The sequence below is a fragment of the Synechococcus sp. CBW1004 genome (assembly GCF_015840715.1).
Classification (GTDB): Bacteria; Cyanobacteriota; Cyanobacteriia; order PCC-6307; family Cyanobiaceae; genus Cyanobium.
Genome location: NZ_CP060397.1, coordinates 2,467,808 through 2,488,686, shown reverse-complemented (window position 1 = coordinate 2,488,686; position 20,879 = coordinate 2,467,808). Strand labels below are relative to the sequence as shown.

22 protein-coding genes are annotated in these 20,879 nt (G+C 67.3%); 5 read left to right on the top strand and 17 right to left on the bottom strand.

Translation table 11 applies throughout. The features are described from left to right. Window positions 1-17 precede the first annotated feature (17 nt). Both murB and murC read right to left on the bottom strand, forming a co-directional pair. Window positions 18-959 (bottom strand): UDP-N-acetylmuramate dehydrogenase, encoded by a 942-nt coding sequence (gene murB / locus H8F25_RS11890; RefSeq protein ID WP_197210595.1) that lies wholly within the window; start codon window positions 957-959, stop codon window positions 18-20. Beyond that, on the bottom strand, window positions 959-2,386 hold the full coding sequence (gene murC, locus H8F25_RS11885) for a UDP-N-acetylmuramate--L-alanine ligase (RefSeq protein ID WP_197210594.1): 1,428 nt from the start codon (window positions 2,384-2,386) through the stop codon (window positions 959-961). The genes murB and murC overlap by 1 nt, the downstream gene beginning before the upstream one ends. Window positions 2,387-2,576: 190 nt before the next feature. Here murC and gap point away from each other — a divergent pair, with 190 nt between their 5' ends. Further along, window positions 2,577-3,599, top strand: coding sequence for a type I glyceraldehyde-3-phosphate dehydrogenase (gene gap, locus H8F25_RS11880; protein WP_197210593.1), 1,023 nt, complete (start codon window positions 2,577-2,579; stop codon window positions 3,597-3,599). Between the two features lie 144 nt (window positions 3,600-3,743). Here the strand turns inward: gap and H8F25_RS11875 are convergent, their stop codons facing one another. From H8F25_RS11875 to H8F25_RS11830, 10 genes are all read right to left on the bottom strand, one after another. Then, window positions 3,744-4,697, bottom strand: coding sequence for a hypothetical protein (locus H8F25_RS11875; RefSeq protein ID WP_197210592.1), 954 nt, complete (start codon window positions 4,695-4,697; stop codon window positions 3,744-3,746). Window positions 4,698-4,721: 24 nt separating this feature from the next. Further along, entirely contained in the window at window positions 4,722-5,438 is a 717-nt protein-coding gene (locus H8F25_RS11870; RefSeq protein ID WP_197210591.1) for a glycosyltransferase family 2 protein, read from the bottom strand. After that, complete coding sequence (locus tag H8F25_RS11865; RefSeq protein WP_197210590.1) at window positions 5,428-6,540, bottom strand: glycosyltransferase; 1,113 nt, start codon at window positions 6,538-6,540, stop codon at window positions 5,428-5,430. The genes H8F25_RS11870 and H8F25_RS11865 overlap by 11 nt, the downstream gene beginning before the upstream one ends. Beyond that, complete coding sequence (locus H8F25_RS11860) at window positions 6,537-7,478, bottom strand: hypothetical protein (RefSeq protein ID WP_197210589.1); 942 nt, start codon at window positions 7,476-7,478, stop codon at window positions 6,537-6,539. The genes H8F25_RS11865 and H8F25_RS11860 overlap by 4 nt, the downstream gene beginning before the upstream one ends. After that, entirely contained in the window at window positions 7,475-8,167 is a 693-nt protein-coding gene (locus tag H8F25_RS11855) for a glycosyltransferase family A protein (RefSeq protein ID WP_197210588.1), read from the bottom strand. The genes H8F25_RS11860 and H8F25_RS11855 overlap by 4 nt, the downstream gene beginning before the upstream one ends. Further along, window positions 8,167-9,231: a hypothetical protein gene (locus H8F25_RS11850; protein ID WP_197210587.1), complete on the bottom strand. Its 1,065-nt coding sequence runs from the start codon at window positions 9,229-9,231 to the stop codon at window positions 8,167-8,169. The genes H8F25_RS11855 and H8F25_RS11850 overlap by 1 nt, the downstream gene beginning before the upstream one ends. Beyond that, a complete protein-coding gene (locus tag H8F25_RS11845; RefSeq protein ID WP_231596805.1) occupies window positions 9,228-9,647 on the bottom strand; it encodes a hypothetical protein in 420 nt (139 codons plus the stop codon). Before H8F25_RS11845 ends, H8F25_RS11850 begins: the two co-directional genes overlap by 4 nt. Before the next feature lie 264 nt (window positions 9,648-9,911). After that, window positions 9,912-11,321: a nucleotidyltransferase family protein gene (locus H8F25_RS11840; RefSeq protein ID WP_231596804.1), complete on the bottom strand. Its 1,410-nt coding sequence runs from the start codon at window positions 11,319-11,321 to the stop codon at window positions 9,912-9,914. After that, window positions 11,260-12,372: a thiamine-monophosphate kinase gene (locus H8F25_RS11835; RefSeq protein WP_197210584.1), complete on the bottom strand. Its 1,113-nt coding sequence runs from the start codon at window positions 12,370-12,372 to the stop codon at window positions 11,260-11,262. Before H8F25_RS11835 ends, H8F25_RS11840 begins: the two co-directional genes overlap by 62 nt. 293 nt (window positions 12,373-12,665) lie before the next feature. Then, window positions 12,666-13,724 carry a peptidylprolyl isomerase gene (locus tag H8F25_RS11830; RefSeq protein ID WP_197213783.1) on the bottom strand — a complete coding sequence of 353 codons (1,059 nt, stop codon included), beginning with the start codon at window positions 13,722-13,724 and terminating at the stop codon, window positions 12,666-12,668. A 368-nt stretch (window positions 13,725-14,092) separates the two neighbouring features. Here H8F25_RS11830 and efp point away from each other — a divergent pair, with 368 nt between their 5' ends. Both efp and accB read left to right on the top strand, forming a co-directional pair. After that, a complete protein-coding gene (efp, locus tag H8F25_RS11825) occupies window positions 14,093-14,653 on the top strand; it encodes an elongation factor P (RefSeq protein WP_197210583.1) in 561 nt (186 codons plus the stop codon). Between the two features lie 5 nt (window positions 14,654-14,658). Further along, on the top strand, window positions 14,659-15,147 hold the full coding sequence (gene accB, locus H8F25_RS11820) for an acetyl-CoA carboxylase biotin carboxyl carrier protein (protein WP_197210582.1): 489 nt from the start codon (window positions 14,659-14,661) through the stop codon (window positions 15,145-15,147). 134 nt (window positions 15,148-15,281) lie between these two features. Here accB and pdxA read toward each other — a convergent pair whose 3' ends face one another. Then, window positions 15,282-16,325: a 4-hydroxythreonine-4-phosphate dehydrogenase PdxA gene (pdxA, locus tag H8F25_RS11815; RefSeq protein ID WP_231596803.1), complete on the bottom strand. Its 1,044-nt coding sequence runs from the start codon at window positions 16,323-16,325 to the stop codon at window positions 15,282-15,284. Between pdxA and H8F25_RS17990 the strand changes: the two genes are divergently transcribed. Beyond that, window positions 16,324-16,458, top strand: a complete 135-nt coding sequence (locus tag H8F25_RS17990) for a hypothetical protein (protein WP_255518279.1) — start codon at window positions 16,324-16,326, stop codon at window positions 16,456-16,458. The genes pdxA and H8F25_RS17990 overlap by 2 nt on opposite strands. Here the strand turns inward: H8F25_RS17990 and H8F25_RS11810 are convergent. Both H8F25_RS11810 and H8F25_RS11805 read right to left on the bottom strand, forming a co-directional pair. Continuing rightward, window positions 16,439-17,341: an SDR family oxidoreductase gene (locus H8F25_RS11810; protein WP_197210580.1), complete on the bottom strand. Its 903-nt coding sequence runs from the start codon at window positions 17,339-17,341 to the stop codon at window positions 16,439-16,441. The genes H8F25_RS17990 and H8F25_RS11810 overlap by 20 nt on opposite strands. A gap of 315 nt (window positions 17,342-17,656) precedes the next feature. Continuing rightward, complete coding sequence (locus H8F25_RS11805) at window positions 17,657-18,115, bottom strand: HNH endonuclease (protein ID WP_197210579.1); 459 nt, start codon at window positions 18,113-18,115, stop codon at window positions 17,657-17,659. Between the two features lie 97 nt (window positions 18,116-18,212). Between H8F25_RS11805 and H8F25_RS11800 the strand changes: the two genes are divergently transcribed. Next, window positions 18,213-19,799 (top strand): DEAD/DEAH box helicase, encoded by a 1,587-nt coding sequence (locus H8F25_RS11800; RefSeq protein WP_197210578.1) that lies wholly within the window; start codon window positions 18,213-18,215, stop codon window positions 19,797-19,799. Between the two features lie 50 nt (window positions 19,800-19,849). Here H8F25_RS11800 and H8F25_RS11795 read toward each other — a convergent pair whose 3' ends face one another. Together H8F25_RS11795 and H8F25_RS17780 are read right to left on the bottom strand one after the other, a co-directional pair. Continuing rightward, window positions 19,850-20,305: a hypothetical protein gene (locus H8F25_RS11795; RefSeq protein WP_197210577.1), complete on the bottom strand. Its 456-nt coding sequence runs from the start codon at window positions 20,303-20,305 to the stop codon at window positions 19,850-19,852. Next, on the bottom strand, window positions 20,286-20,717 hold the full coding sequence (locus H8F25_RS17780; RefSeq protein WP_370525732.1) for a DUF6554 family protein: 432 nt from the start codon (window positions 20,715-20,717) through the stop codon (window positions 20,286-20,288). Before H8F25_RS17780 ends, H8F25_RS11795 begins: the two co-directional genes overlap by 20 nt. Window positions 20,718-20,879 lie beyond the last annotated feature (162 nt).

Below are 20,879 nucleotides of genomic sequence, written 5' to 3'. Positions count from 1 at the left end.
AAGAAGATCGCCGCAGGCTAAGGCCAGCCCGGCAAGCTGCCGCCGGCCTGCTCCGGTGCGAACCCCAGGCGTTTGACCTCCGGATGCAGGTGGATGGCGTGGGCCCGCCAGACCCGCTCCTGCACCTGGCTGATCAGGGCGTCGATCTCCGCAGCCAGGGCACCGCCGGTGTTGACGATGAAGTTGGCGTGCAGGGTTGAGACCTGCGCTCCGCCGACGCAGAGGCCCTTGAGGCCCAGTCCCTCGATCAGTCGGCCGGCCTTCTGGGGTTCCGGGTTGCGGAAGACGCTGCCGCAGCTGGGCTGCTGGTAGGGCTGGGTGCTGGTGCGGCTGTGCAGGTTGGCGCTGGTGCGGGCTGAGATCTCGGTGGGATCTTCCCCGGTCTTCAGCCGGAAACGGGCCGAGAGCACCAGCAGGTGCTCGTGTTGCAGGCGGCTGTGGCGGTAGGCGAAGTCGAGTGCGCTCGCCTCCAGCCGGAAGGGGGTTTCGGGGCGTGCCGGATCAATCACCAGCACCGAGTCCAGCCATTCCGCCGTGCAGCCTCCCTGGGCCCCTGCATTCATCACCGCGGCTCCCCCCACGGTGCCCGGAATCCCCACGGCCCATTCCAGGCCGGACAGGCCGGCGCGGGCCGCCTTGCGCGCCAGGGTCGGGATCGGCTCGCCGGCCACGGCCTCCACCCAGCCTTCGGTGGCATCGAGGCGACTGCCCTGAAGCCGGCGGTTGCAGAGGGTCAGTCCGGGCAGGCCGCTGTCGGCGATCAGCAGGTTGGAGCCGGCGCCGATGCAACGGAACGGCATCCCCTGGCTGCCCGCCCAGGCAGCCAGCGCGATCAGCTCGTCCTCGCTGCCCGGCTCGGCGAACCATTCGGCGGGGCCACCCACCTTCCAGGTGGTGAACTCGGCCAGGCCGACGTCCCGCCGCAGGCCGTCCGGATCTGCAGGGGAGAGGGTGTCCATCACACCGCCACAGCGGTGGGGCGGTCATTCAGCGCCGCCAGTCGATCCCAGAGACTGTTCACATCTCCGGCCCCCATGGCCAGCACCAGATCGCCCGGTTGACTGCAGGAAGCGATCTGGGAGGCCAGTTCATCAAGGCTGGCGCTCACCCGGACCTCGAGATCGGGGGACAGCCCTCGCACGGCCTGGGCCAGGGCCTCGCTGGAGATGCCGGCGATCGGAGCCTCCCCGGCGCTGTACAGCGGCGCCACCAGCACCAGATCGGCGCCGGTGAGGGCCGCCGCGAAGGCGTCGAGAAACTGGGCGGTGCGGCTGTAGCGATGGGGCTGGAACACCGCCACCAGGCGCTCCGGGATGCGGGGCAGGGGGCTGCGGCCGCTCTCCACCATCAGCCGGGCCATGCGCAGGGTCGCATCCACCTCGCTCGGGTGATGGGCGTAGTCATCGACCACGATGCGCTCCTGCCAGAGGCCGCGGCAGTCGAAGCGACGGCCGGGCGGCTGCAGGGCCCGGATGGCCTGCTGCAGGGCCTCGAAGGGGACGCCCTCCAGGCGGCAGGCGGCCAGGGCTGCGGCGGCGTTGCTGAGGTTGTGGCGCCCGGGCAGGGGCAGTTCCAGGGTTCCCACCGGCGTCCCGGCCTCGTACCAGCGGGCCGTGCTGCCATCACCGCGTTCCTCGAGGCTCAGCAGGGCGTAGTCCACCCCTTCGCTCTGTTCGATCGACCACCAGTGGGCGGCCTCGAAGTGTTCTCTGAGGATCGGATCGTCCCGGTTGGCCAGCAGGCGTCCCGAGCGTTCGGCGAAGCGTCGCAGGGTGGCGATCAGGGCGTCGAGGTCTGGATAGTGGTCGGTGTGGTCGAGTTCGATGTTGGTGAGCACGGCCAGGTCGGCCGTGAACTTCACCAGAGAACCGTCCGATTCATCGGCTTCGGCCACCAGCAGCCTGCCGGCGCCGTGGCGGCCATTGCTGGCGAAGGCCGGCACGATCCCGCCGATCACCGCGGTCGGATCCTCACCGGTGGCGTCGAGCAGGGTGGCCACCAGGGTGCTGGTGGTGGTCTTGCCGTGGCTGCCGGCCACCGCGATCGAGGGTTGTGCGTTGATCAGCGCCGCCAGGACATCGGAGCGGTGCGCCACCGTCAGCCCGCGGCGGCGGGCCTCCTGCAGCTCGCCGTTGCTCTCGGGCACAGCCGAGCTGATCACCACCAGCGGCGCTTCTGCGGCGTCCGCCAGCAGGCTGGCGATGGTTTCGGCGGTCTGGCTGTGAAACAGGCGCACACCGCTGGCATGCAGGCCTTCCAAGACGGCCGTGCGACGGGGGTCGGAGCCGCTGACCCGATAGCCGCGGGCGGCCAGGATCGTTGCCAAGGCCGACATGCCGATCCCCCCGACCCCGATGAAGTGGACAGGCTGGCGGCGATCGAGCATCTCGTCCCTGCGGGGTGGGTCTCCAGACCCGCTGAAAATAGGGCGTGGCGGGGCAGCCATGCTTTACGAGATGCTTCGTTTTGCTGGCTTCGGCGGGGCGAGGCCTCCCGGGTCGGGAATGGGAAGGCCGTCTGTTTCTGTATGATTCGCGGCCGAATCTCCCCGCAGGTGCTGCCGCCTGCCTGATGCCATGACTCTGAAGGTTGCGATCAACGGATTCGGCCGCATCGGTCGCAACTTCACGCGCTGCTGGCTGAGCCGCGGCGCGAACACTGGCATCGAGCTGGTGGGGATCAATGGTTCGGGTGACACCAACACCAACGCTCACCTGCTCAAGTACGACTCGATGCTCGGCCCCCTGCGGGGAGTTGATGTCACAACAACTGACGACGCCATTTATCTGAACGGTAAGGAGATCAAGGTCTTTTACGACCGCAATCCTGCCAACCTGCCCTGGAAGGAGTGGGGCGTCGATTTGGTCATCGAATCCACGGGCGTTTTCAACGACGACGTGGGCGCCAGCAAGCATTTTGAGGCCGGTGCCAAGAAGGTGATTCTCACCGCTCCCGGTAAGGGCGACAAAGTCGGTACTTTTGTGGTGGGTGTGAATGCCGACCAATACCGCCACGAAGACTGGGACATCCTCAGCAACGCCAGCTGCACCACCAATTGCATGGCCCCAGTTGTCAAAGTGCTCGACCAGGCCTTTGGCATCGTCAAGGGCACGATGACCACCACCCACAGCTACACGGGTGACCAGCGCATCCTCGATGCCTCGCACCGCGACCTGCGTCGCGCCCGTGCCGCCGCTGTCAACATCGTGCCCACCAGCACCGGTGCCGCCAAGGCTGTGGCTCTGGTGTACCCGCCGGTGAAGGGCAAGCTCAGCGGCATCGCTCTGCGGGTTCCCACCCCCAACGTGTCGGTGGTGGACATGGTGCTGGAGATGAGCCGCGACACCACCAAGGAAGAGGTGAACGAGGTGCTCAAGAATGCCTCTGAGAATGGCATGAAGGGCATCATCAAGTACTGCGATCTGCCCCTGGTGTCTTCGGACCACGCCGGTACCGATGAATCAACCATCGTCGATTCCGATCTCACCCTGGTGATGGGCGGAAACATGGTGAAGGTGATCTGCTGGTACGACAACGAGTGGGGCTACAGCCAGCGTGTCGTCGACCTCGCCGAGATCGTGGCGAAGAACTGGAAGTGAGGTTGGGCCTGGGGGCTGCGGCTGTCTGCACGTCTCCGGCTCAATGCCAATCAATACTCCTATCCCCTGTCCACGGCTGGTGGGCAGGGGTTTTTGTGGGGGCTCTGCGACCGCCGCTGCCGACCTCTTGGCGCAGCCTTCATCTCAGGACTCCTCATCGGGCTGGAGCCTCAGGAGCATGAGCTGACCGCGTGTCAGCCAAGGGCCGAGCCGGGTCTGACGCAGCCGTCCACGGGTCCCGGCAGCCAGGCCGTCAGGGACTGCTCTTGCAGCGCTGATCAACGGGTCCAGGCACTGCCGTGACGAATCTGTGGGCATCACATCCTGCAAGGACTGAAGAGCCTGTTTCGCGGACCAGCCGAGGTCTGCTCTGGCTATCACGGCGCCCATCGCAGCGGCCAGGTTCTGTGGATCGGAACCGGCCTGCACGATCGAGAGGATCTCCGCCATCCAGCGCAGCCTCTGTGGTGGATCCCAGCACCAGTTTCTTGCTGCGAGATGGGCGATCATCGCTCCGGCTGTCGGGAGAGCGAGATCGTCCTGGGATGTCGCCGTGGCCGCGGTTGCCGCAGCCAGTCGATCTCCGCTCATGGGGAGGATGCGCAGCCCGATCTGACGGGCCTTGATCGCCGCGCCGGCGGGTCCGTGCAGGGCCAGCGCCCGCAGTTCGTCGCAGCGACGACGACCGGCGTTGGCGATCACCAGTTCGATGCTCCGGATCGGCAGGCGCCGTCCAGCGTGGCTGGTGCCGGAGAGCCAGCCGGCCAGGTCTCCGATCGCTGTCACCTGCAAATCTTGCTCTCGGCATGCCTGGGCCAGGGCGCCTGCTGCGCTGGCGGCGAGTTCCGACAAAACCCAGGCACGTCGATACCAGCCGAGGCTGCGGATGGCAATGCCACCACCTGCTTCCTCCATGCCGATCCGGGCCACCAGGAGGGAGGCGAGTTCGTGGCTGGCGGCGTCCTCATGGTCGAAGTCGCACATTTCGCGCCACCGGCGCCAGGCGGTGACCGCCCGCTCTGGGTCGGGCTCCAGGCATCCGGCCAGCAGCAGCCGCTGGCCGGCGCTGGGAGATGGACCGTGCCATGGGCCGCTCATCGGACGCAGCGGAGGCTCATGCGCTTAATGGCCGCCGTTTTCACGGCGGCGTTGGGCCAGAACCTGGAAGTAGTCGGCCAACTGACTGTTGTTCCGGGTCATGTTTGAGGTATGGGAGCGACGCAGCAGCACGGGCCGGTCCAGCGCCACCTCGCGGATCGCTGGCACAGCAGCGCGGGCGGCGGCCATCCAGAAGATGAAGGGAGCCTTCGACATCTGTTCGGGGAATGGTCCATAGCGGTCGAAAAGGGTCCTGCGCAGCAGGACGGTGCCGCTCAGAAGGGCGGCGGGGGTGGCCCGCATCGCGGCCCGCTGTTCCGGGCTGGGATCGAGATCGGGTTGATCACCATCTGCGAACACCACCTGGGCGCCATAGGCGAGATCGGCTCCGGAAATCGCGTCGTGGAGCTGCCTGCAGCGGTCCAGCGGCCAGAGATCGTCCGCATCCAGAAAGGTCACCAGGGGAGCGGATCCGGCATCAAGACCGAGGTTCAATGCCACTCCTACGCCTCCAGCGGCCTCGCGCCGGATGATCTGAACGCGCTCCTCAGACTCAAAACCTCTCAGGGGTTCGTCGCTGCCGTCATCGACTATGACGATCCTGGTCTGGACGTTGTGTTGTTTCAGGGCCGATTCCACAGCACCCGGCACGAAGCGGTTGTAGTTGTGGTTGGTGATTACCACATCGATGCATGGCTGCGTGACTGCAAGTGGGGATTGGGTGGTTGAATCAGTGGCCATTGTGAAGCTCCCCGGCGCGTTTCAGAGCCTCTGCCACAGCGTTATCAAAACTGGGTGCGGAATAGACAGCGGCAACCGCAGCCTGGGCCCTGATAGAGCAGGCCTCCCAAAGTGAATGGCTTGTCGTGAGCTCAACCACTCGATCCGCGAACTGCTTGGCACTGGCTGCGATGAGGACGCCGTCTTCTTCGAAGCCATCACGCACGAGGAGGCCCCGCAGTCCTTCCGCGCTGGTCACGACGGGCAGACCCAGGCCCATCGCGGCCACCAGCTTGCGGCGGGTGCCGGCGCCGAAACGCAGCGGTGCCAACAGACACAGGTGCTCGCCGTGCAGCCGTCGCAGCTCCTCTTCGCTCACCCGTCCGGCAAACCGCACTCCCTTCCCATCCAGTCCAGCGCGGTGCTCCAGTGGCCACTCGCCCACCACCGTGATCCGAGCCTCCCGACCGAGCAGCGGCAGGATATCGGCTACGGCAAAGCCGAGAGCATCCCGATTGGGTGCATGAAAGGAAGCGCCCACCATCAGACATCCGCGCCGTGAAGTGTGCATGTCCGGTGTGATCAGATCCTCCGAGTTCAGGCGGTAGTAAGGAACGGCAGCGCCACGGCCACCGACGCTGTTGATGTAATCGGCTTCGCGTCTGGTCGGATAGACGGATAGATCGTAGAACTGCCAGCAGCGCCGCTCGCTGAGTGCTGTCACCTTCAGCTTGTGCCCTGGCACGCTGCCACAGAGCCGCTGCTGCGCTTCCAGCCTCCAGGTGTGAATGTCGTGACCCCAGTGCAGGCTGATCGCTCCGGTCGTTGTCAGTGTCTCAGCTGCCAGGAGGGCAGGGCCCGGACGCTGAACGATCACCGCATCCCACGGTTCGCGGAGGACCTCGTGCAGGTGAGCCAGGCCTCCTCCATGACCGGGCAGCAGCTCCACGCCACTCGCCACCAGGTCGGGCAATCTCTCGGTCTCCTTGCCATTGATCCCCAGGGCCGAGAAGCTCACCTTGTGCCCGAGGTTGTGCAGGGCATCGATCAGATCGAAGGTGGCCCGCTCGCCTGCCGAAGACTCACGTGCGGGGAGAGCCCCGTCGAGCATCAGAACCCTCATCGGAGATGAGCCTCCAAGGCGGCGCTGCATGCGCTTACTGCTTCTGTCCACTCCTGCTCGCTCAGACCGGTGCTAGTCAGGGGTTCGGGTCGCAGAACCATGGCGTCGAGCTCCAGCCTTGCCGCAGGGTCCGCCGTGCCGCGTGTCGGGTAGGCGGCGTCGAGGGCTCTTGCCACATCCGGCTGGAGGGCAAAACGTCCGGATCCAAGATCGGGCACCCGCTTCAGCACGCCTGGATCACTCACCCTTCTCGCCCGCAGGAGCCTCTGCCAGGCTTCCACCATGGCGGCACTTGGGCTCGCGTTGTGGTGCCCAAGGAACGGTTGAGATACGTTGATGGCGAGAATGCGGATCAACTCTGCTTCAAACTCATTAATCAAATCGGGCTGAAATGGAAGGATCTTTACCATGCCGACCCGTGACCAGTTCTTGCATATGCATGCAACATCCAGCGGGAATACGCCTTGCCTGTTTCCGATTCCAAGCTGGGCTCGTACCCACGGCTCGAAGCGGATTGTGGCCATGGTCTTCGCCTGTTGTGAATAGCTTGATGGCAACGAGTCGCTGGCCCGTCGCACGCAGAGAAGAATGGTTGGATCCTGGATCCTGAGCTCGCCGATGAAAGGCTCGATCCAGGTCGGTGGGAGCGTGCTGAGGAACTCTGACGATACGATCAGATGAGGAAGCTCATGCGCCTGGCGAACAAGGTGATCCCATGAGCCTTCGAGGGCGATCTGGCGAAGTCCCTGATGGAATCGCTCGCCAGTCTGTACCCCTAAAGTCAGCAGAAAGTCGGCGACAATGCAATTGTGATTGCGGGTCGGGGTAACTGGATAGAAGATGCCGGCAGCGGCAAGTTGTTCGCGACGATTCCAGAGTGCTCGCTGCAGAGAACTGCTGGCGGCCTTCGGCTGTCCGATATGGATGACGCTGCTCATGACGGATTGCGACTGCGCTGCAGGTGAGCGCGGACCACCGCCAGCAATTCGCTCTGGCTGGCCCGGCCCGATTGATTGCTGGTGTGAATCTGGCGCACCACAGTGACGGCATCCACGTCCACCAGAGGCACCTGATCATGGCGTAGTCGCATGAACCAATCCACATCATCAAACCCCCCAGCAAAGGCCGTCTGCAAGGGGCCGACCCTTTCCAGCACCTCGCGACGACACAGCAGTGCCCCGAGCACATAGCCGGTGTGATTGCCGCTGAACCAGGTGTCTCGCACCCAGGGCCTGAGCGAGTCAGGGGCGAGATCGACGAACCGCATCCTTCCGCGCGCGACCGTGGCGCCGCTCTCCTCCAGGGCCTGCAGCAGTGTTGCTGTGCGATCTGATGGCCAGAGATCGTCCTGATCAAGCCAGGCCAAATAGGTGCCTTCGGCGATCGCTGCCCCCGCGTTGCGGGCCGCGGCGATACCGCGGTTGCCTTTCAGCACGACGACCTCCAGGCGGTGTCCGCCTGCCTTGATCTGCCCTTCCATTGCCTCGACGCGAGCCAGTGTGGGCTCTGTGCCCCCGTCATCGACCGCGATGATCTGGAATTCGCCGACGCTCTGATCGAGGATGCTGCCAATCGCCCCCTGGATGAAACGCTCGCCGTTGTAAAGAGGCAGGATGACGGAAATCATCACTGTCTCGTCGAATCGTTCAGGATCCCGGTCACGTCCTGGAAGGTTTGCGCAAGGCTGGAACGGCGGGGTAGCCGTGATGCCGGCACCTCGGAAGCAATACGGCCGATCCGCTGCATTGTCGTCTCCCGTTCGTAGGGAAGGGGTATCAGGGTGGAGGGTGTCGCCCGGGTCCGGGCCTCGGCCGCGGTTGCGGCCTGCCGATCGGCCTCGGGGTCGGCGGCTGGATCGAGCAGGATCAGCGCATCGATCTCCATCCGTTCACACAGCGTCTGGCCATCGGTGCTGGTGAGCAGGTGAACGCGCTTCGTGCCGGCAATGTCCCAGGTCACAGTGTTGAGGCCGGTGCTGGGCAGATCCGGCGGCGGCGGGGTCGAACCGACCAGTTTTGTCTTGACGGCAGCGTAGATGGCACGGGCGACCCAGCTTTCCCCCTCCCGCATCACCGCCACGGCATCATCGCCGCAGGTCAGCCAGCCCCGCGACAGGCAGGCCAGGGTGGTTGTCGATTTCCCGTAGCCGGCTTCACCGATCAGGAGTGCCCCACGCACCGAGCCCTCTGACGGCCTGCCGACGGAGGCGGCATGCATCAGTATTCCTCCTGCCGCGGCGATCCCCCAGTGGACCAGCCAGCGCATCGGGCTGACCAGGTCATAGCCATTGGGCGGCGTGGAACGCAGGAGCAGGGCGCAGCCGCTCTGGGGATCCCAGGCCATCACCTGTCCCGCCGCCTCTTCCCAGGTAAGCCGGGTGGTCGAGCCGGGTGGGATCGCGGCCTCGCCCCGCGGTCCGAGATCGCGGCGCCGCAGCGGGGGAGGGCTGATCGCAGCGGGAAGGTCATCGAAGGCAGCTGAAATCACCTTGATGTGGATCGGGGCGGTCGTGCTGCCTTCGTCATCCACAGCGGGTGCGGCCCAGGCCTTGTCGATCGCGCCGTACCAGTCTGGACGTGTGGTGTGGTGTTCCATCCGCACGGGGCCCCAGTGCGCTCCCAGGCAGACCTGGCTGCCTGGGGAGAGGCTGGCGTGAACGGTGCGGATCCAGACGGCGAGAGGATCACTCACTCCGGCTTTTGCATCGGCCAGCCGACATTGGCATCGGCATCGTGGATGGGGTCCAGTCCCAGCAGATCTGCCATGTCGGTGTGCTGCTCGATCCCAAGGTCTGCGGGCTGCCATGCAAGGGGCGCCGTCGAGCCGCTGCGATCTTCCGGCGCCCCCCGCAACAGGCCGGCCTCGAGCAGTTGGCCCACATAGGAGCGCAGAACCTCAGTGCGCGGATCGTCGTCGCCATCCAGCAGAGCAACGGCCGCAATCCCGGAGGAGAGCGCATTCCAGACGCCGAGACTGGCGGGTGGGATGACGAAATACGAGCCGGTGTTCAGGTTGATCACCAGGGTCTCTCCCCCTACTTCATCAGCGATCACAGAGGGTGAGTCGAGTTCGCGGGCGATGTTCAGATCAATCAAGGGTTCATTCATCAGTCTGCTTTCAGGTTCAGGGTGTGTCTCCTGTCATGACTGCATGGGTTCGGGGGAAGGAGTTGAGAGGCAGAAGTGGTGCCAATGGTGCTGGCAAGCCGGCCCCGCCCCTCGTTGGCGCCTTGCCTGGCCAGTCATGTTTGTTGTGCGTAAATCTTATCAGGAAACCTTGCTGGTTCAGCTTCAGTGTCCTGCCTAAGTTCGGCCATTCAACTGGCGTGGGATTGACCTGCCTGCCATGGAGGTCGCTGCGTCAGATGGGTCTCAGTTCAGTTGATCCTTGGCCGTCGCCAGGGCTCTCAGCAAGGACCACTGTCGCAATGAGGTTCGCGAGGCTGCGCCCAGCAGCTTCCTCAGTCGCGTGCGCAAGGGTAGGCTGGTTTGGCCATAGGCCGCTTCGGTAGCTCGCATCGCGGCCAGGTAGGCAGGCCCGTGGCTGCTTAGCCCGCCCAGGATCTGAAGCAGAGGGCGCAGGCTGAAGAGGTAGGTCAGATCCCGGTTGAGCATCAGCCCGTCGCTCTGGGTGTGGAAGAGATCGGCCAGCGCACGCGCCGACCACGCCGGAGCCAGCCATTGGCTTCCCTGCACTTCGAGATCGTTCAGGATGCAGGCCATGGCTGCCAGCGGCGCTTCCAACCCCGTGAATGCGGCTGTCCGTCGGACGATCTGCTGTTCCTGCGGATCTTCTGCCAGCAGGCTGAACCAGCCCGCGGCATCCAGCAGATCGCGTAGCACCACCTCGGGCAGGAAGTCGTTGCGAAGCGCATGCAGGGCGGAGAAGAGCAGCGCATGGGCGGGGCGAACGATTGGCACCTCCCTGTTGAGCAGGCGAGCGGGCCTGGCGGCACCGATGACTTGGTCCAGTTCCATCCGACCCACTTTCCAGTGCAGATCGATCTCGGCTCCTGCGTCGTCACGCAGGGTGAGCGATTCGTTGCCGGCGCTGCCCGGAGACGTGCTTGTAAAGGTGCGCAGACTGGCAGCCGACACTCCCTGCACCTTGGTGGTGAAGCCTGCTGCCGTGAGTGCCAATCCTGCCGCTTCTGCGTCCCTGGCTTCGACCAGGAGGTCGATGTCGGCCATTGTGCGCTCGGCACGTCCGTGCTGCAACCAGGCGATCGCGGCGATCCCCTTGAAGCCGGCGGCTGGTATCGCCGCCGTTGAGAGCACGTCCAGGGCCCGGAGGCCTCCCCGCAGAACGGCCGCGCTGCGGCTGAATGACGCCACCCGGCAGCGGCTGAGCTGCGAGGTCAGGAGAGGGGGGATCGGCTTGGGCTCGTCAGCCAGGCGCAGCGCCGCCTGGGGCAGGAGCCTGAAGGTGTGGCAGCGGCTCAGCAGGGCTGTCCAGGCTTCGGGTGGGGCTGGTGCCGCAGCCTCGGGATCTGCCAACCACCTCAGGATCGCAGCGGGTGGGATCCGGGAACTGGAAGCGGGCTCATGCACGGGAGGTCGTCCACAGGGATCCAACGGCCCTGAGGCCAGACCGTACCGCACACCTGTCGCCAGTCGCCACCGCTTCCGCAGTCCCGAACCTGCGGCCCGTGTTGCCGTCCTACGGCGACGGCGCTGTTGCCTCAGCCGACCCTCCTCCCGTTGCTGTGGGGGTGATTGTTCAGCGGAAGTGCTGGTAACCCGCGCCGGCCGCCTCCCCGTCCCCTGGCCAGGCTCCTCCATCGCTCCAGCCGAGCGAGCCGGCGGATCCCGCCACCAGGGCGCCGATCTGCCTGCTGCCTGGTGACGCTGCCAGGAATGTCTCGGCCCAGCCCGGCTCCAGGGCCAGCACCAGCTCGAAGTCCTCGCCACCGTTCAGGCACCAGTCCTGGGCCCGGGGGAGAGCCGTCATGGCGGGATCCATGGGCAGCGATGTCCGGTTCAGGACAGCCGTACAGCCGCTGGCAGCCGCGATCGCACCCACTGCCGCGGCCAGGCCGTCGCTGCTGTCGCAACCGCCCACCCGCCAGGCGATGCCGTCGGGACGGCAGCCGATTAGGGCCCGCACCGCATCGAAGCGGGGCACCGGGCGCCGGTGTGCCGCGATCGCCCGCTCCCGCAGGCCTGGATCCGGCAGCTGCTCCTCTCTTGGGAGCTGACCCTGCAGCAGTGCCAGCCCCAGCCGGCTCAGGCCATGGGGGCCCGTGCAGATCAGGGCATCGCCGGGCCGTCCGTCGCTGCGGCGGATCACCCCCCAGGGCCTGGATCCGGTGTTGGTCCGTGCGACCTCCTCGGCCTGCAGCGTCCATACCGTGGCTGGTGGGGCCGGCAGCCGCCCGATCGCCGTGACCGCCAGCATCCGCTGGGCGCCGCCACTGCAGTCTCCCCCCAGCAGCTCACCGCCATAGCAGCCCAGGGCCGCCGCCAGCCCGTCGTACACCCCCTCCACCCAGCTCCAGAGGGTGTCGGCCGGCGCCACCAGGCCCACGGTGAGGCCCACCACCTCCGTGCAGCCCATCGCCGCCAGATCGGAGAGGTTGGCCGCCGCCGCCCGCCAGCCCACATCCACTGGCCCGGTGGTGGGGTCGCTGAAGTGGAGTCCTTCCACCAGCACATCGGTGTTGACCACCAGGCTTCCCTGGCCTGCGACCGCTTCGGCCAGCAGGGCGGCGTCATCGCTGAACTGTCCCGGTGGCGCGAAGGCTCCCAGGCGCCGGATCAGTTCCCACTCGCCCAGATCGGCCAGGGTCGGCTGCTGCTTCTGCGGTGGCTGTGGTTGCGGGGCGCGCTCCACCGGCTCTCTGCCAGCCTCGCCGGGCCAGCCCGTGTCCTGTCCGCAGCGGGGGGCGCTGGGGGGGCAGCCACTCGGTCCGTCGGGATGGTGTTCCGCAGTGCTCACAGCGTCAGGCTCCCGCCAGCATTCGAGGAATCCGGGGCAATCGGTCGGGAATAGGCCAGTGCTTCAACGTCTGCTGCAGCCAGGATTGACTCCTTGGCGTCGAGGACAGCCGGAGGAGAGGGCCGGCATTCCAGGCCGATGCATGGCTGGAGGCTTGCACCAGGTTTTCGCTTGAGCCCGGCGGCAACTCAGCCCTGGGCCTTCAGATTCTCGGCGCCCTCGACCACCCGCACCGAGAGGATGCGATCGTCGACCCCCAGTTCCTCCAGCACATCAAAGCCGTCGACCACATAGCCGAAGGCGGCGTTGCGGCCATCGACGAGGTTGAGGCCGGCGGGGGTGAGCTCGGGCTCGTAGAGGAAAAAGAAGAACTGCGACGAACCGTCGTCGAGAGCTTCATCGGAGTGGGCCCAGCCCAGGGTGCCGTAGGTGGCGAAGGGCAGCACCGGCTCGGCCTTGTAGCGACCCACGTCCTCGAAGGTTTCGTTGTAGAGAGGCGCGGGATCGCCGACGATGCGGATCTCCAGGGGCACATGCCGTTCCTGGCCGGTCTTCGGATCGACGTATCCCATGGCGTCACCCTTGGGATCGCCGCTCTGCAGCACGTAGAAGTCTTCGGCCCGGGTGAAGGGCAGGTCGTCGTAGAACTTGCGCTGGGCCAGATCCACGAAAGCACCGGCCGTCAGCGGGGCGTTGTAGCCATCGACCACCGCGGTGAGCTCGCCCTGGGTGGTGTTGATCGTCAGGGTGGCCCGGCCCAGAAGACGGGGCAGGGCGTCGAATTCGGAAGGAATGGCGAAGGGGAAGTCGCCCACCAGCAGGGCTTCGGCGGCGCCGATGCTGGAGAGGGCGGTGCGGCGCGCGGCCAGGAAGCCGTCGCGGTCGCGTGCCTCGGCGGCGGCGGCCACCTCCTGCAGCTGGGAACGCAGATCGTCCAGCAGTGCCGTGGCCCTGGGCAGATCCTTCTCATTGAAGGATTGGAGAATGGTGTCGTGCTGTGCGGAGAGCTGGGACTGACAGCGGCCCACCAGCGTACTCAGCGGCTTCCAGCGCTTGGCGCGCAGATCGTCGCTGGTGGCCTCCAGAAGCCGCTGCAGGCCCTGAAGCTGTGCTGCCTGGATGGGCAGAGCGTTGCGCAGGATGGCCTCGGGGTCCTTGACCGCGTTTCCCTGGGGCAGGGCGGCCCCTGCGGGCATGGCCCCTGTCAGCAGGAGGGTGGTGCTCAGCAGCACGGCCAGGCCGCCCATCAGCCAGCCCGTCCTGCCCCGCCCTGGGATGCCGCCACCATCCCAGGCCGCCGGCGCGATGGCCTGAGGAGGTTGGTTGCGGCCGCCGGAACCGGGCCTGAGCTGCCGATCGGCCTCGGCGCCGTTTGCGCTCCCTCCGATTGTCAGGGCAAGAAGCTGCTTCAGCCGGGCCGTCAGCCAGACCACCAGTGCTTGCGGAAACGGAATGTCGCTCACCTCGGCCTGGCGGTCGCGAAAGCCGTCCATGCTCTGTCTGCGCATGGCCGGACTCTGGCACAGCTGAACCGGACTTTGGTCGCTTCCGGGGGCTCCGCCGCCGGGTGGGTGCGGTAGCCGGCCGTACAATCGCCCGGATCCGAACCGCCGGAATGATCTCCAGTAACGATTTTCGTACCGGGACCACCATCGAACTCGATGGCCAGGTCTGGCGGGTCGTCGAGTTTCTGCACGTCAAGCCCGGCAAGGGCTCGGCCTTTGTGCGCACCAAGCTCAAGGCGGTTCAGAGCGGCAACGTCGTCGAAAAGACCTTCCGTGCCGGTGAGACCGTGCCGCAGGCTCTGTTGGAGAAGGCCACCCTCCAGCACACCTACATGGAGGGCGATGATTTCGTCTTCATGGACATGGCCTCCTATGAGGAGACCCGCCTCACCGCCAAGCAGATCGGTGATCAGCGCAAGTACCTCAAGGAAGGCATGGAGGTCAACGTCGTCTCCTGGAACGGCAAGCCCCTTGAGGTGGAGCTGCCCAACTCCGTGATCCTCGAGGTCACCCAGACCGATCCGGGCGTTAAGGGCGACACGGCCACCGGCGGCACCAAACCCGCCATCGTCGAGACGGGGGCCCAGGTGATGGTGCCTCTGTTCATCTCGATCGGCGAGAAGATCAAGATCGACACCCGCACCGATTCCTATCTCGGCAGGGAGTCCTGAACGCCATGCAGCTCGATCACGACCAGCTCCGTCAGCTGCTGGCCCTTCTGGGGGAAAGCGACATTCAGGAACTGCGCCTCGAGGGGGATGACTTCCGTCTGGAGGTGCGTCGCAATCTCCCTGCCAGCGCTCCGCCGCTGGCTGTCGTGCAGGCCCCTCAGCCAACCTCGGTTCCGGCCGTGGCAGCTGCACCGGCGCCTCCTGTGCCAGCCCCCTCGGCGCCGCCTCCTCCGGCGGCATCGGCCCGAAGTGATCTGCAGCCGATCACCGCGCCGATGGTCGGCACCTTCTATCGCGCACCTGCTCCTGGAGAAGCCCCCTTCGTGGAGGTGGGCTCCCGTGTCGCCCCCGGTCAGCCGGTCTGCATTCTGGAGGCGATGAAGTTGATGAACGAACTCGAGGCTGAGATCGGCGGTGAGATCGTTGAGATCCTCGTCGAGAACGGGACGCCCGTGGAGTTCGGTCAGGTGCTGATGCGGATCAAGCCCTCCTGAGCCGCCCGGCACCGACCGGCCTGCCGGTTCCGGACTCCCGCCGGCGTGAGCACTCCCCTGGGTGGCATGGTCTCCCTGTCGCACGCCTCCGTTCCCGCAGCTGAACGGATCCCCGGAGGGCCGGCTGCCTGCCTTCATCCCAGCTGGCGTGCGGTGTCCAGCGCCGCCGCCATGCTCTGCTCCCGGGCCAGGCCCTGGCCTGCGATCGCGAAGGCCGTGCCGTGGTCAGGGGAGGTGCGCAGGAAGGGCAGGCCCAGCGTCGTGTTGACGGCGGCATCGAAGGCCAGCAGCTTCACTGGGATCAACCCCTGGTCGTGGTACAGCGCCAGGTAGCCGTCCGCGCCCGCCCCCGCTCCTCGCCAGGCTGCCGCTGCTTCCAGCCAGCAGGTATCGGGAGGCATGGGGCCCTCCACGTTCACCTCCGGGTGTTCGCTGCGCCACAGCTCCAGGCAGGGGCCAAGCCAGTCCACCTCCTCCCGCCCCAGGGTTCCGCCTTCCCCGGCGTGGGGATTCAGACCGGCCACCACCAGTCGTGGCTGCTGGCTGAAGCGTTGACAGAACGCCAGCAGGGCATCGAGCTGACGCCGCAGCAGCTGGGGGCTCAGCTGCTGCGGCACCGCCGCCAGGGGGATGTGGGTCGTGGCCAGCAGGGTGTTCAGCCGCCATGGTCCGCCGGGAGCCCGGGCGGTGAACAGCATCGAGGCGTTTTCCACCCCTGCCAGCTCTGCCAGTCGCTCGGTCTGGCCGGGATAGCGGTGGCCGGCGGCATGCCAGCTGGCCTTGGCGATCGGGGCGGTGACCAGGGCCTGGCACCGGCCCTGGTCCACCAGTTCGGCGGCGGCCGTCAGCCACTGAAAGCTCGCGTCGCCCTCATGGGCCCCGCTGCGCCCCGCTTCGACCGGGCGGCTCAGGGGCACATCGACGATGGCGCAGTCGGCCGGATCCCGCAGGGGTCGCAGGGGCCTGAGGCGCAGGTAGGTGTCCTCCAGCCAGCGGCGGCAACCCACCAGCACCACCGGCGACGAGCGGGGTTCGTGGGCCAGGGCCGCCAGGGTCACCTCGGCGCCGATCCCGGCAGGATCACCCAGAGAGATGGCAATCGGGCGGTCGCTGGGTTTCGATGGGGGGATCACTTCGGGATGCGGACGGATGCTGCGGTTGCTGTTGCTCGGATCCATGCTGCTGATCATCGGGCTGGCCTTCCGCAACAGCTGGGTGGAGGTGCACTGGGATCGCTTCTTCCGCGACATCAACATGCCCTTCATGGCCGAGCCGGAGCCGGTGCGGCAGTTCAAGTTCGACGGGCAGTGAGCGCGGAAAGCCCTTCGCGATAGGTGGGGAAGCGAAGCCGGTAGCCCACCTCCTGGCGCAGGCGGCGGCTGCTGGCCCGACGGTTTTCGCTCCAGAAGCTGCGAGCCATTGGGCTGAGTTCGGCCTCGATCCGTGCATAAGGCTGCAGCGGCGGCAGCTTGCAATCGAGCAGGTGGGCCGCGAAGCCGAGCATCTCGCTGGAGGGGCAGGGACAGGTGTCCGCCAGGATCAGGGTCTCCGGTCGCCGTTCGGCCGGCAGCGCCAGGCAGTGCAGCAGCGCTCCGGCGATGTCGTCCACATGCACCCGCGAGAACACCTGGCCGGGTTTATGGATCAGTCGCGCCGTGCCGTTGCGCAGCTGTTCCAGCGGTGATCGGCCAGGGCCGTAGATCGCCGGCAGGCGGAAGATCTGCAGGGGAAGGTCCAGCTGGCGCCAGGCCTGCTCGCAGGCCAGCCGGGCGCGACTGCGCGGCAGGCCCGGTCGGGTGGGGCTGTCCTCATCCACCCAGTCGCCGCCGCTGTCGCCGTACACGCCGGTGGTCGAGAGGTAGCCCACCCAGCGGGGCGCCAGGGCCTGCAGGGTGGTGCCCAGGTGCTGCAGCACCGGATCCCCTCCCTGTGCGTCGGGGGGGATGGTCACGAGCACCGCCTCGATGCCGGCCAGATCGGCCGCTGTCGGTACGACCCCCGCCTCCGGGTCGAAGCGCAGCCAGCGGCAGCCGTCGTTGCCGGGCCGTTCGGCTTCCTGCGGCTCGCGGCGCGTCGTCAGGGAAACGGAGCATCCCTGACGACGGAGGGTGTCGGCGAAGCGTCGGCCGCTGTAGCCACCCCCCAGCACCAGCACGGAGGCCGGCAGAGCGGGGTTGACACCGCTGGCTGCCATGAGTACACCTGTATCACTGCTCCGCTGGATGCTCGTCGCTGCAGCGGGCCCCTGTGCACCATCCCCTTTCTCCTGCATGGCTTTCGCGTTCCTCCCTCTCCATGGCGCTGGCTCAACCTTCTCTACTCGGCTTGCTGCGCCGCATGCCGGGCCGGCCCGTCGCCCGCGCCGTTCCCTCTCCTGTCATGGCTTGCCTGCGGCCGAACCCTGCCGGGGTGAAGGTCAGTCCCTGGGCGCGTCTCCGGCCTCACCCCTGCTGCTGGCGGCGGTGCTGTGCCTGATGGCTGTGTTGGTCGCTCCCGAGCAGCCCCAGCATCAGGAGGCCATCTGCCATCGCCACAACGGAGCGGCGGCCTGCCGTGTCTGGTGAGCTCCCCCGCCGGCGCGCCGCCGCCGGCCTGCCGCCGGTTCGCCGGTCGTTGCCGGTGGCGGTGGTGATGCCCAGCTCAGCAACCGCTGGGCCAGGGTGCGGTCCCCCTCCACCCAGGCACGCAGGGCCATGGCTCTGCGCGGGTCGTAAAAGCTCTGACTGCGATACCAGCTGAACGCTTCGCTGTCTCCCTTGGCGCCGTTGCAGTCGAGGCAGGCCGGCACGCAGTTGTCGTCTTCGCTTGCGCCGCCGCGGCTGCGGGGGAACACGTGATCGATCGATTCGGAGGCGGCACCGCAGTAGAGACAGCGGTGGCCAGTGAGCTGGTGCAGCTCACGCCTCCATTGCCTGGCCCGCACCTTGGGACAGAGATCCTCGAGGAAGACACCATCCCTGGCCTGCATGGGCAGTGTGCGGTTGGCGGCAGTGTGCCCCCAGCCGCAGGGGTGTCAATGTGTCGAGCGTTGCACTTGCGCGCCCTTGGCCGGATCCCTGGTGCAGATGCGTCTCGGGCCCTCCGGCCTGATCGAGGTGGTCTGTCCCTTCGATGCCGTCACCTGGGCCCAGCTGCGGGCGCTGCGACCCCGCGGTCGCTGGCTGCCACGTCGGCGCTGCTGGGAGTTCCCGCTCGAAGCGGCCGCCGGCCTGGAGCGACAGCTGCGCGGACGCTTCCCCGCCACCCCGGAACTGGAACGCTGGCTGCGCTGGCTGCGGCAGCCCCTGCCACCCCTGCCACCGCATCGCCAGTTGGTGGAGGCGGCCGAACTGGAGCATCCCTTGCCCGATGGACGCCGCCTGTTCGCCCATCAGCGGGCGGCAGCCCGCTGGTTGCTGGCCCGCCGCGGTGCCGTGCTCGCCGATCCGATGGGCCTGGGCAAGACCCTCACCGCCCTGGCGGCGGCCCGGGCGATGGTGCGCGCGGCCGATTGTCGCCTGGTGGTTCTCGCGCCGGCCGGCCTGCATCGCCACTGGCGCGCCGAGGCCGCTTCCCTGGCTCTGGTGGCGGAGCTCTGCAGCTGGGCCCGCATCCCCTCCGAGCTCCCGGAGGCCGGTTGCGTGCTGATCGTCGATGAAGCCCATTTCGCCCAGACGATCCATGCCGCGCGCACCCAGGCCTTCCTGCGCCTGGCTCGTCATCCCCGCTTGCGGGCCATCTGGCTGCTCACGGGTACGCCGATGAAGAATGGCCGCCCCGCCCAGCTCTTCCCCCTGCTGGCAGCCATCGGCCATCCCCTCGCCGTCGATCAGCGGGCCTTTGAGGAGCGCTACTGCCAGGGTCACTGGCGGGAGCAGGGAGGCCGGCGGGTGTGGAGCTGCCAGGGGGCGGAACGCCTGGAGGAACTGCAGCGGCTGCTGCGACCTCTGCTGCTGCATCGCTCCAAGGACCGCTGCCTTGACCTGCCTCCGAAGCTCCGCCGTCTGCATCCGGTGCAACTGGAGGCGGCGCAGGCCCGCGGCTTCGAGCACCGCCTGCAGGAGCGGCTGGAGGACTACCGCCGTCGGGTGCGCCGCGGGGAGGTGCGCCGCGACGCCGAGGTGCTGGCCCTGTTCACCGCCCTGCGCCAGATCGCCTCTGACCACAAGCTGCCGGCCGCGGCGGCGCTGGTCGCTTCCCTGTTGACGCAGGGGGAGTCGGTGGTGGTGTTCACCGCCTTCGTGGCCACCGCCCGGCGTCTGCAGGCGCACTTCGGTGGCGATGCCAAGGCCCTGTTGCTCACGGGTGCCGTGCCTGCCGGCCGTCGTCAGGCTCTTGTGGACCGCTTTCAGGCCGGGGCGATGCCGCTGCTGATCGCCACCTATGGCACTGCGGGACTGGGATACACCCTGCATCGCGCCCGCCATGTACTGCTGATCGAACGTCCCTGGACCCCCGGTGATGCCGAGCAGGCGGAGGACCGCTGCCATCGCATTGGCATGGAGGGGCCGCTGACCTGCCACTGGCTGCAGCTCGGAGGCGCCGATCAGCTGGTCGATGCCTTGATTGAGGACAAGGCGGATCGCATCTCGCGGGTGCTGCAGCGTGGCGATCCGTCCTTTGACCGCCAGGCTCTGCCGCAGCGGGTGCGTCAGATGCTGGAGCGCTGGTGAAGCGGGCCCGTGCACCGTTGCAGGAACGGTGCCGCCGTCCGGGAGCCTTGTCAGCGCTGCGCCGATTTGGTTGGCGGTGCCGCGGCGGGGCCCTGGGCCTTCGGGCCCGGGGGGGCACTGCAGCTGGCCAGCCGCAGGTCAAGATCCCGGCGCAGCTGGGGATCGAGCCGGCTGGGAGGCAGACGTCGGGCCAGGGTGTCGGCCTGGCGGATGTCGCGGCAGGCAGCCTTTTCGTCCCCGTTCAGCCAGTGCAGCAGAAAGCGCTCGTTCAGGGGCTGCGGTTGGGTGGGGAACGCCGCCACCACTTTGTCGCAGCGTTGGATCGCCTCGCCGAGCTGATCGAGCTCGACGTTCGTCAGGCAGTCATCCACGCTGACGCTGCGCTGGGGCAGGGGTTCTTCCGCGCAGGCCCCCAGCAACAGGGTTCCGAGGACGGCGATCAGGGAGAAAAGCCGTTGACCCGAGCGCTGGGCCCGGAAGCAGGAATCAATTGCCGAATCGTTCACCGCGGGTCATGGCACCGGCACCGGCCGGAGCGGGGGAGCCCGTCGGGGGCATGGAGCCATCGACACCGGCACTGCCCTGGACACGGCGATTGTAGAGATCGCCCAGATAGCGGCCGCAGTCGGGGAAGGCGGTGGGGTTCTGCACGACCGCCTCGGTGATCATCACCGCCGCGTGTTCGGGGGAGGTCCGGAACATGCCGGCGCTCTGCCGCTTGATCAGGGCATAGGCCGCCGTCCAGCTGACCTCGTGGTTGTTTCCGTTGGAGCGCATGAAGCAGTACACCTGGGCCCCCTTGCTGCCTGGGGTTTCCGGAGCGGTCTGCGCCGCGGCCGGCACCTGCCCCCCCATGCCGATGGCTGCGGTCAGGGCCGCGGCGAGAAGGGGCAGCGAGCGGCTCAGGCGGAGGGCCATGGGTGGCAGCGCGGGGCAAAGGGGGAAATGGCCCCCCAAGGTATCGATGGGGGAGGGACTGTCCAGCCCGGCTGGCTGCTGCGGCATCCCGGAGGTGCCGATGTGTCGCCTGCCCTGCGATCGGTCGCGATCCCTCGGCGCCTTGCTGCCGACCGTGGATCT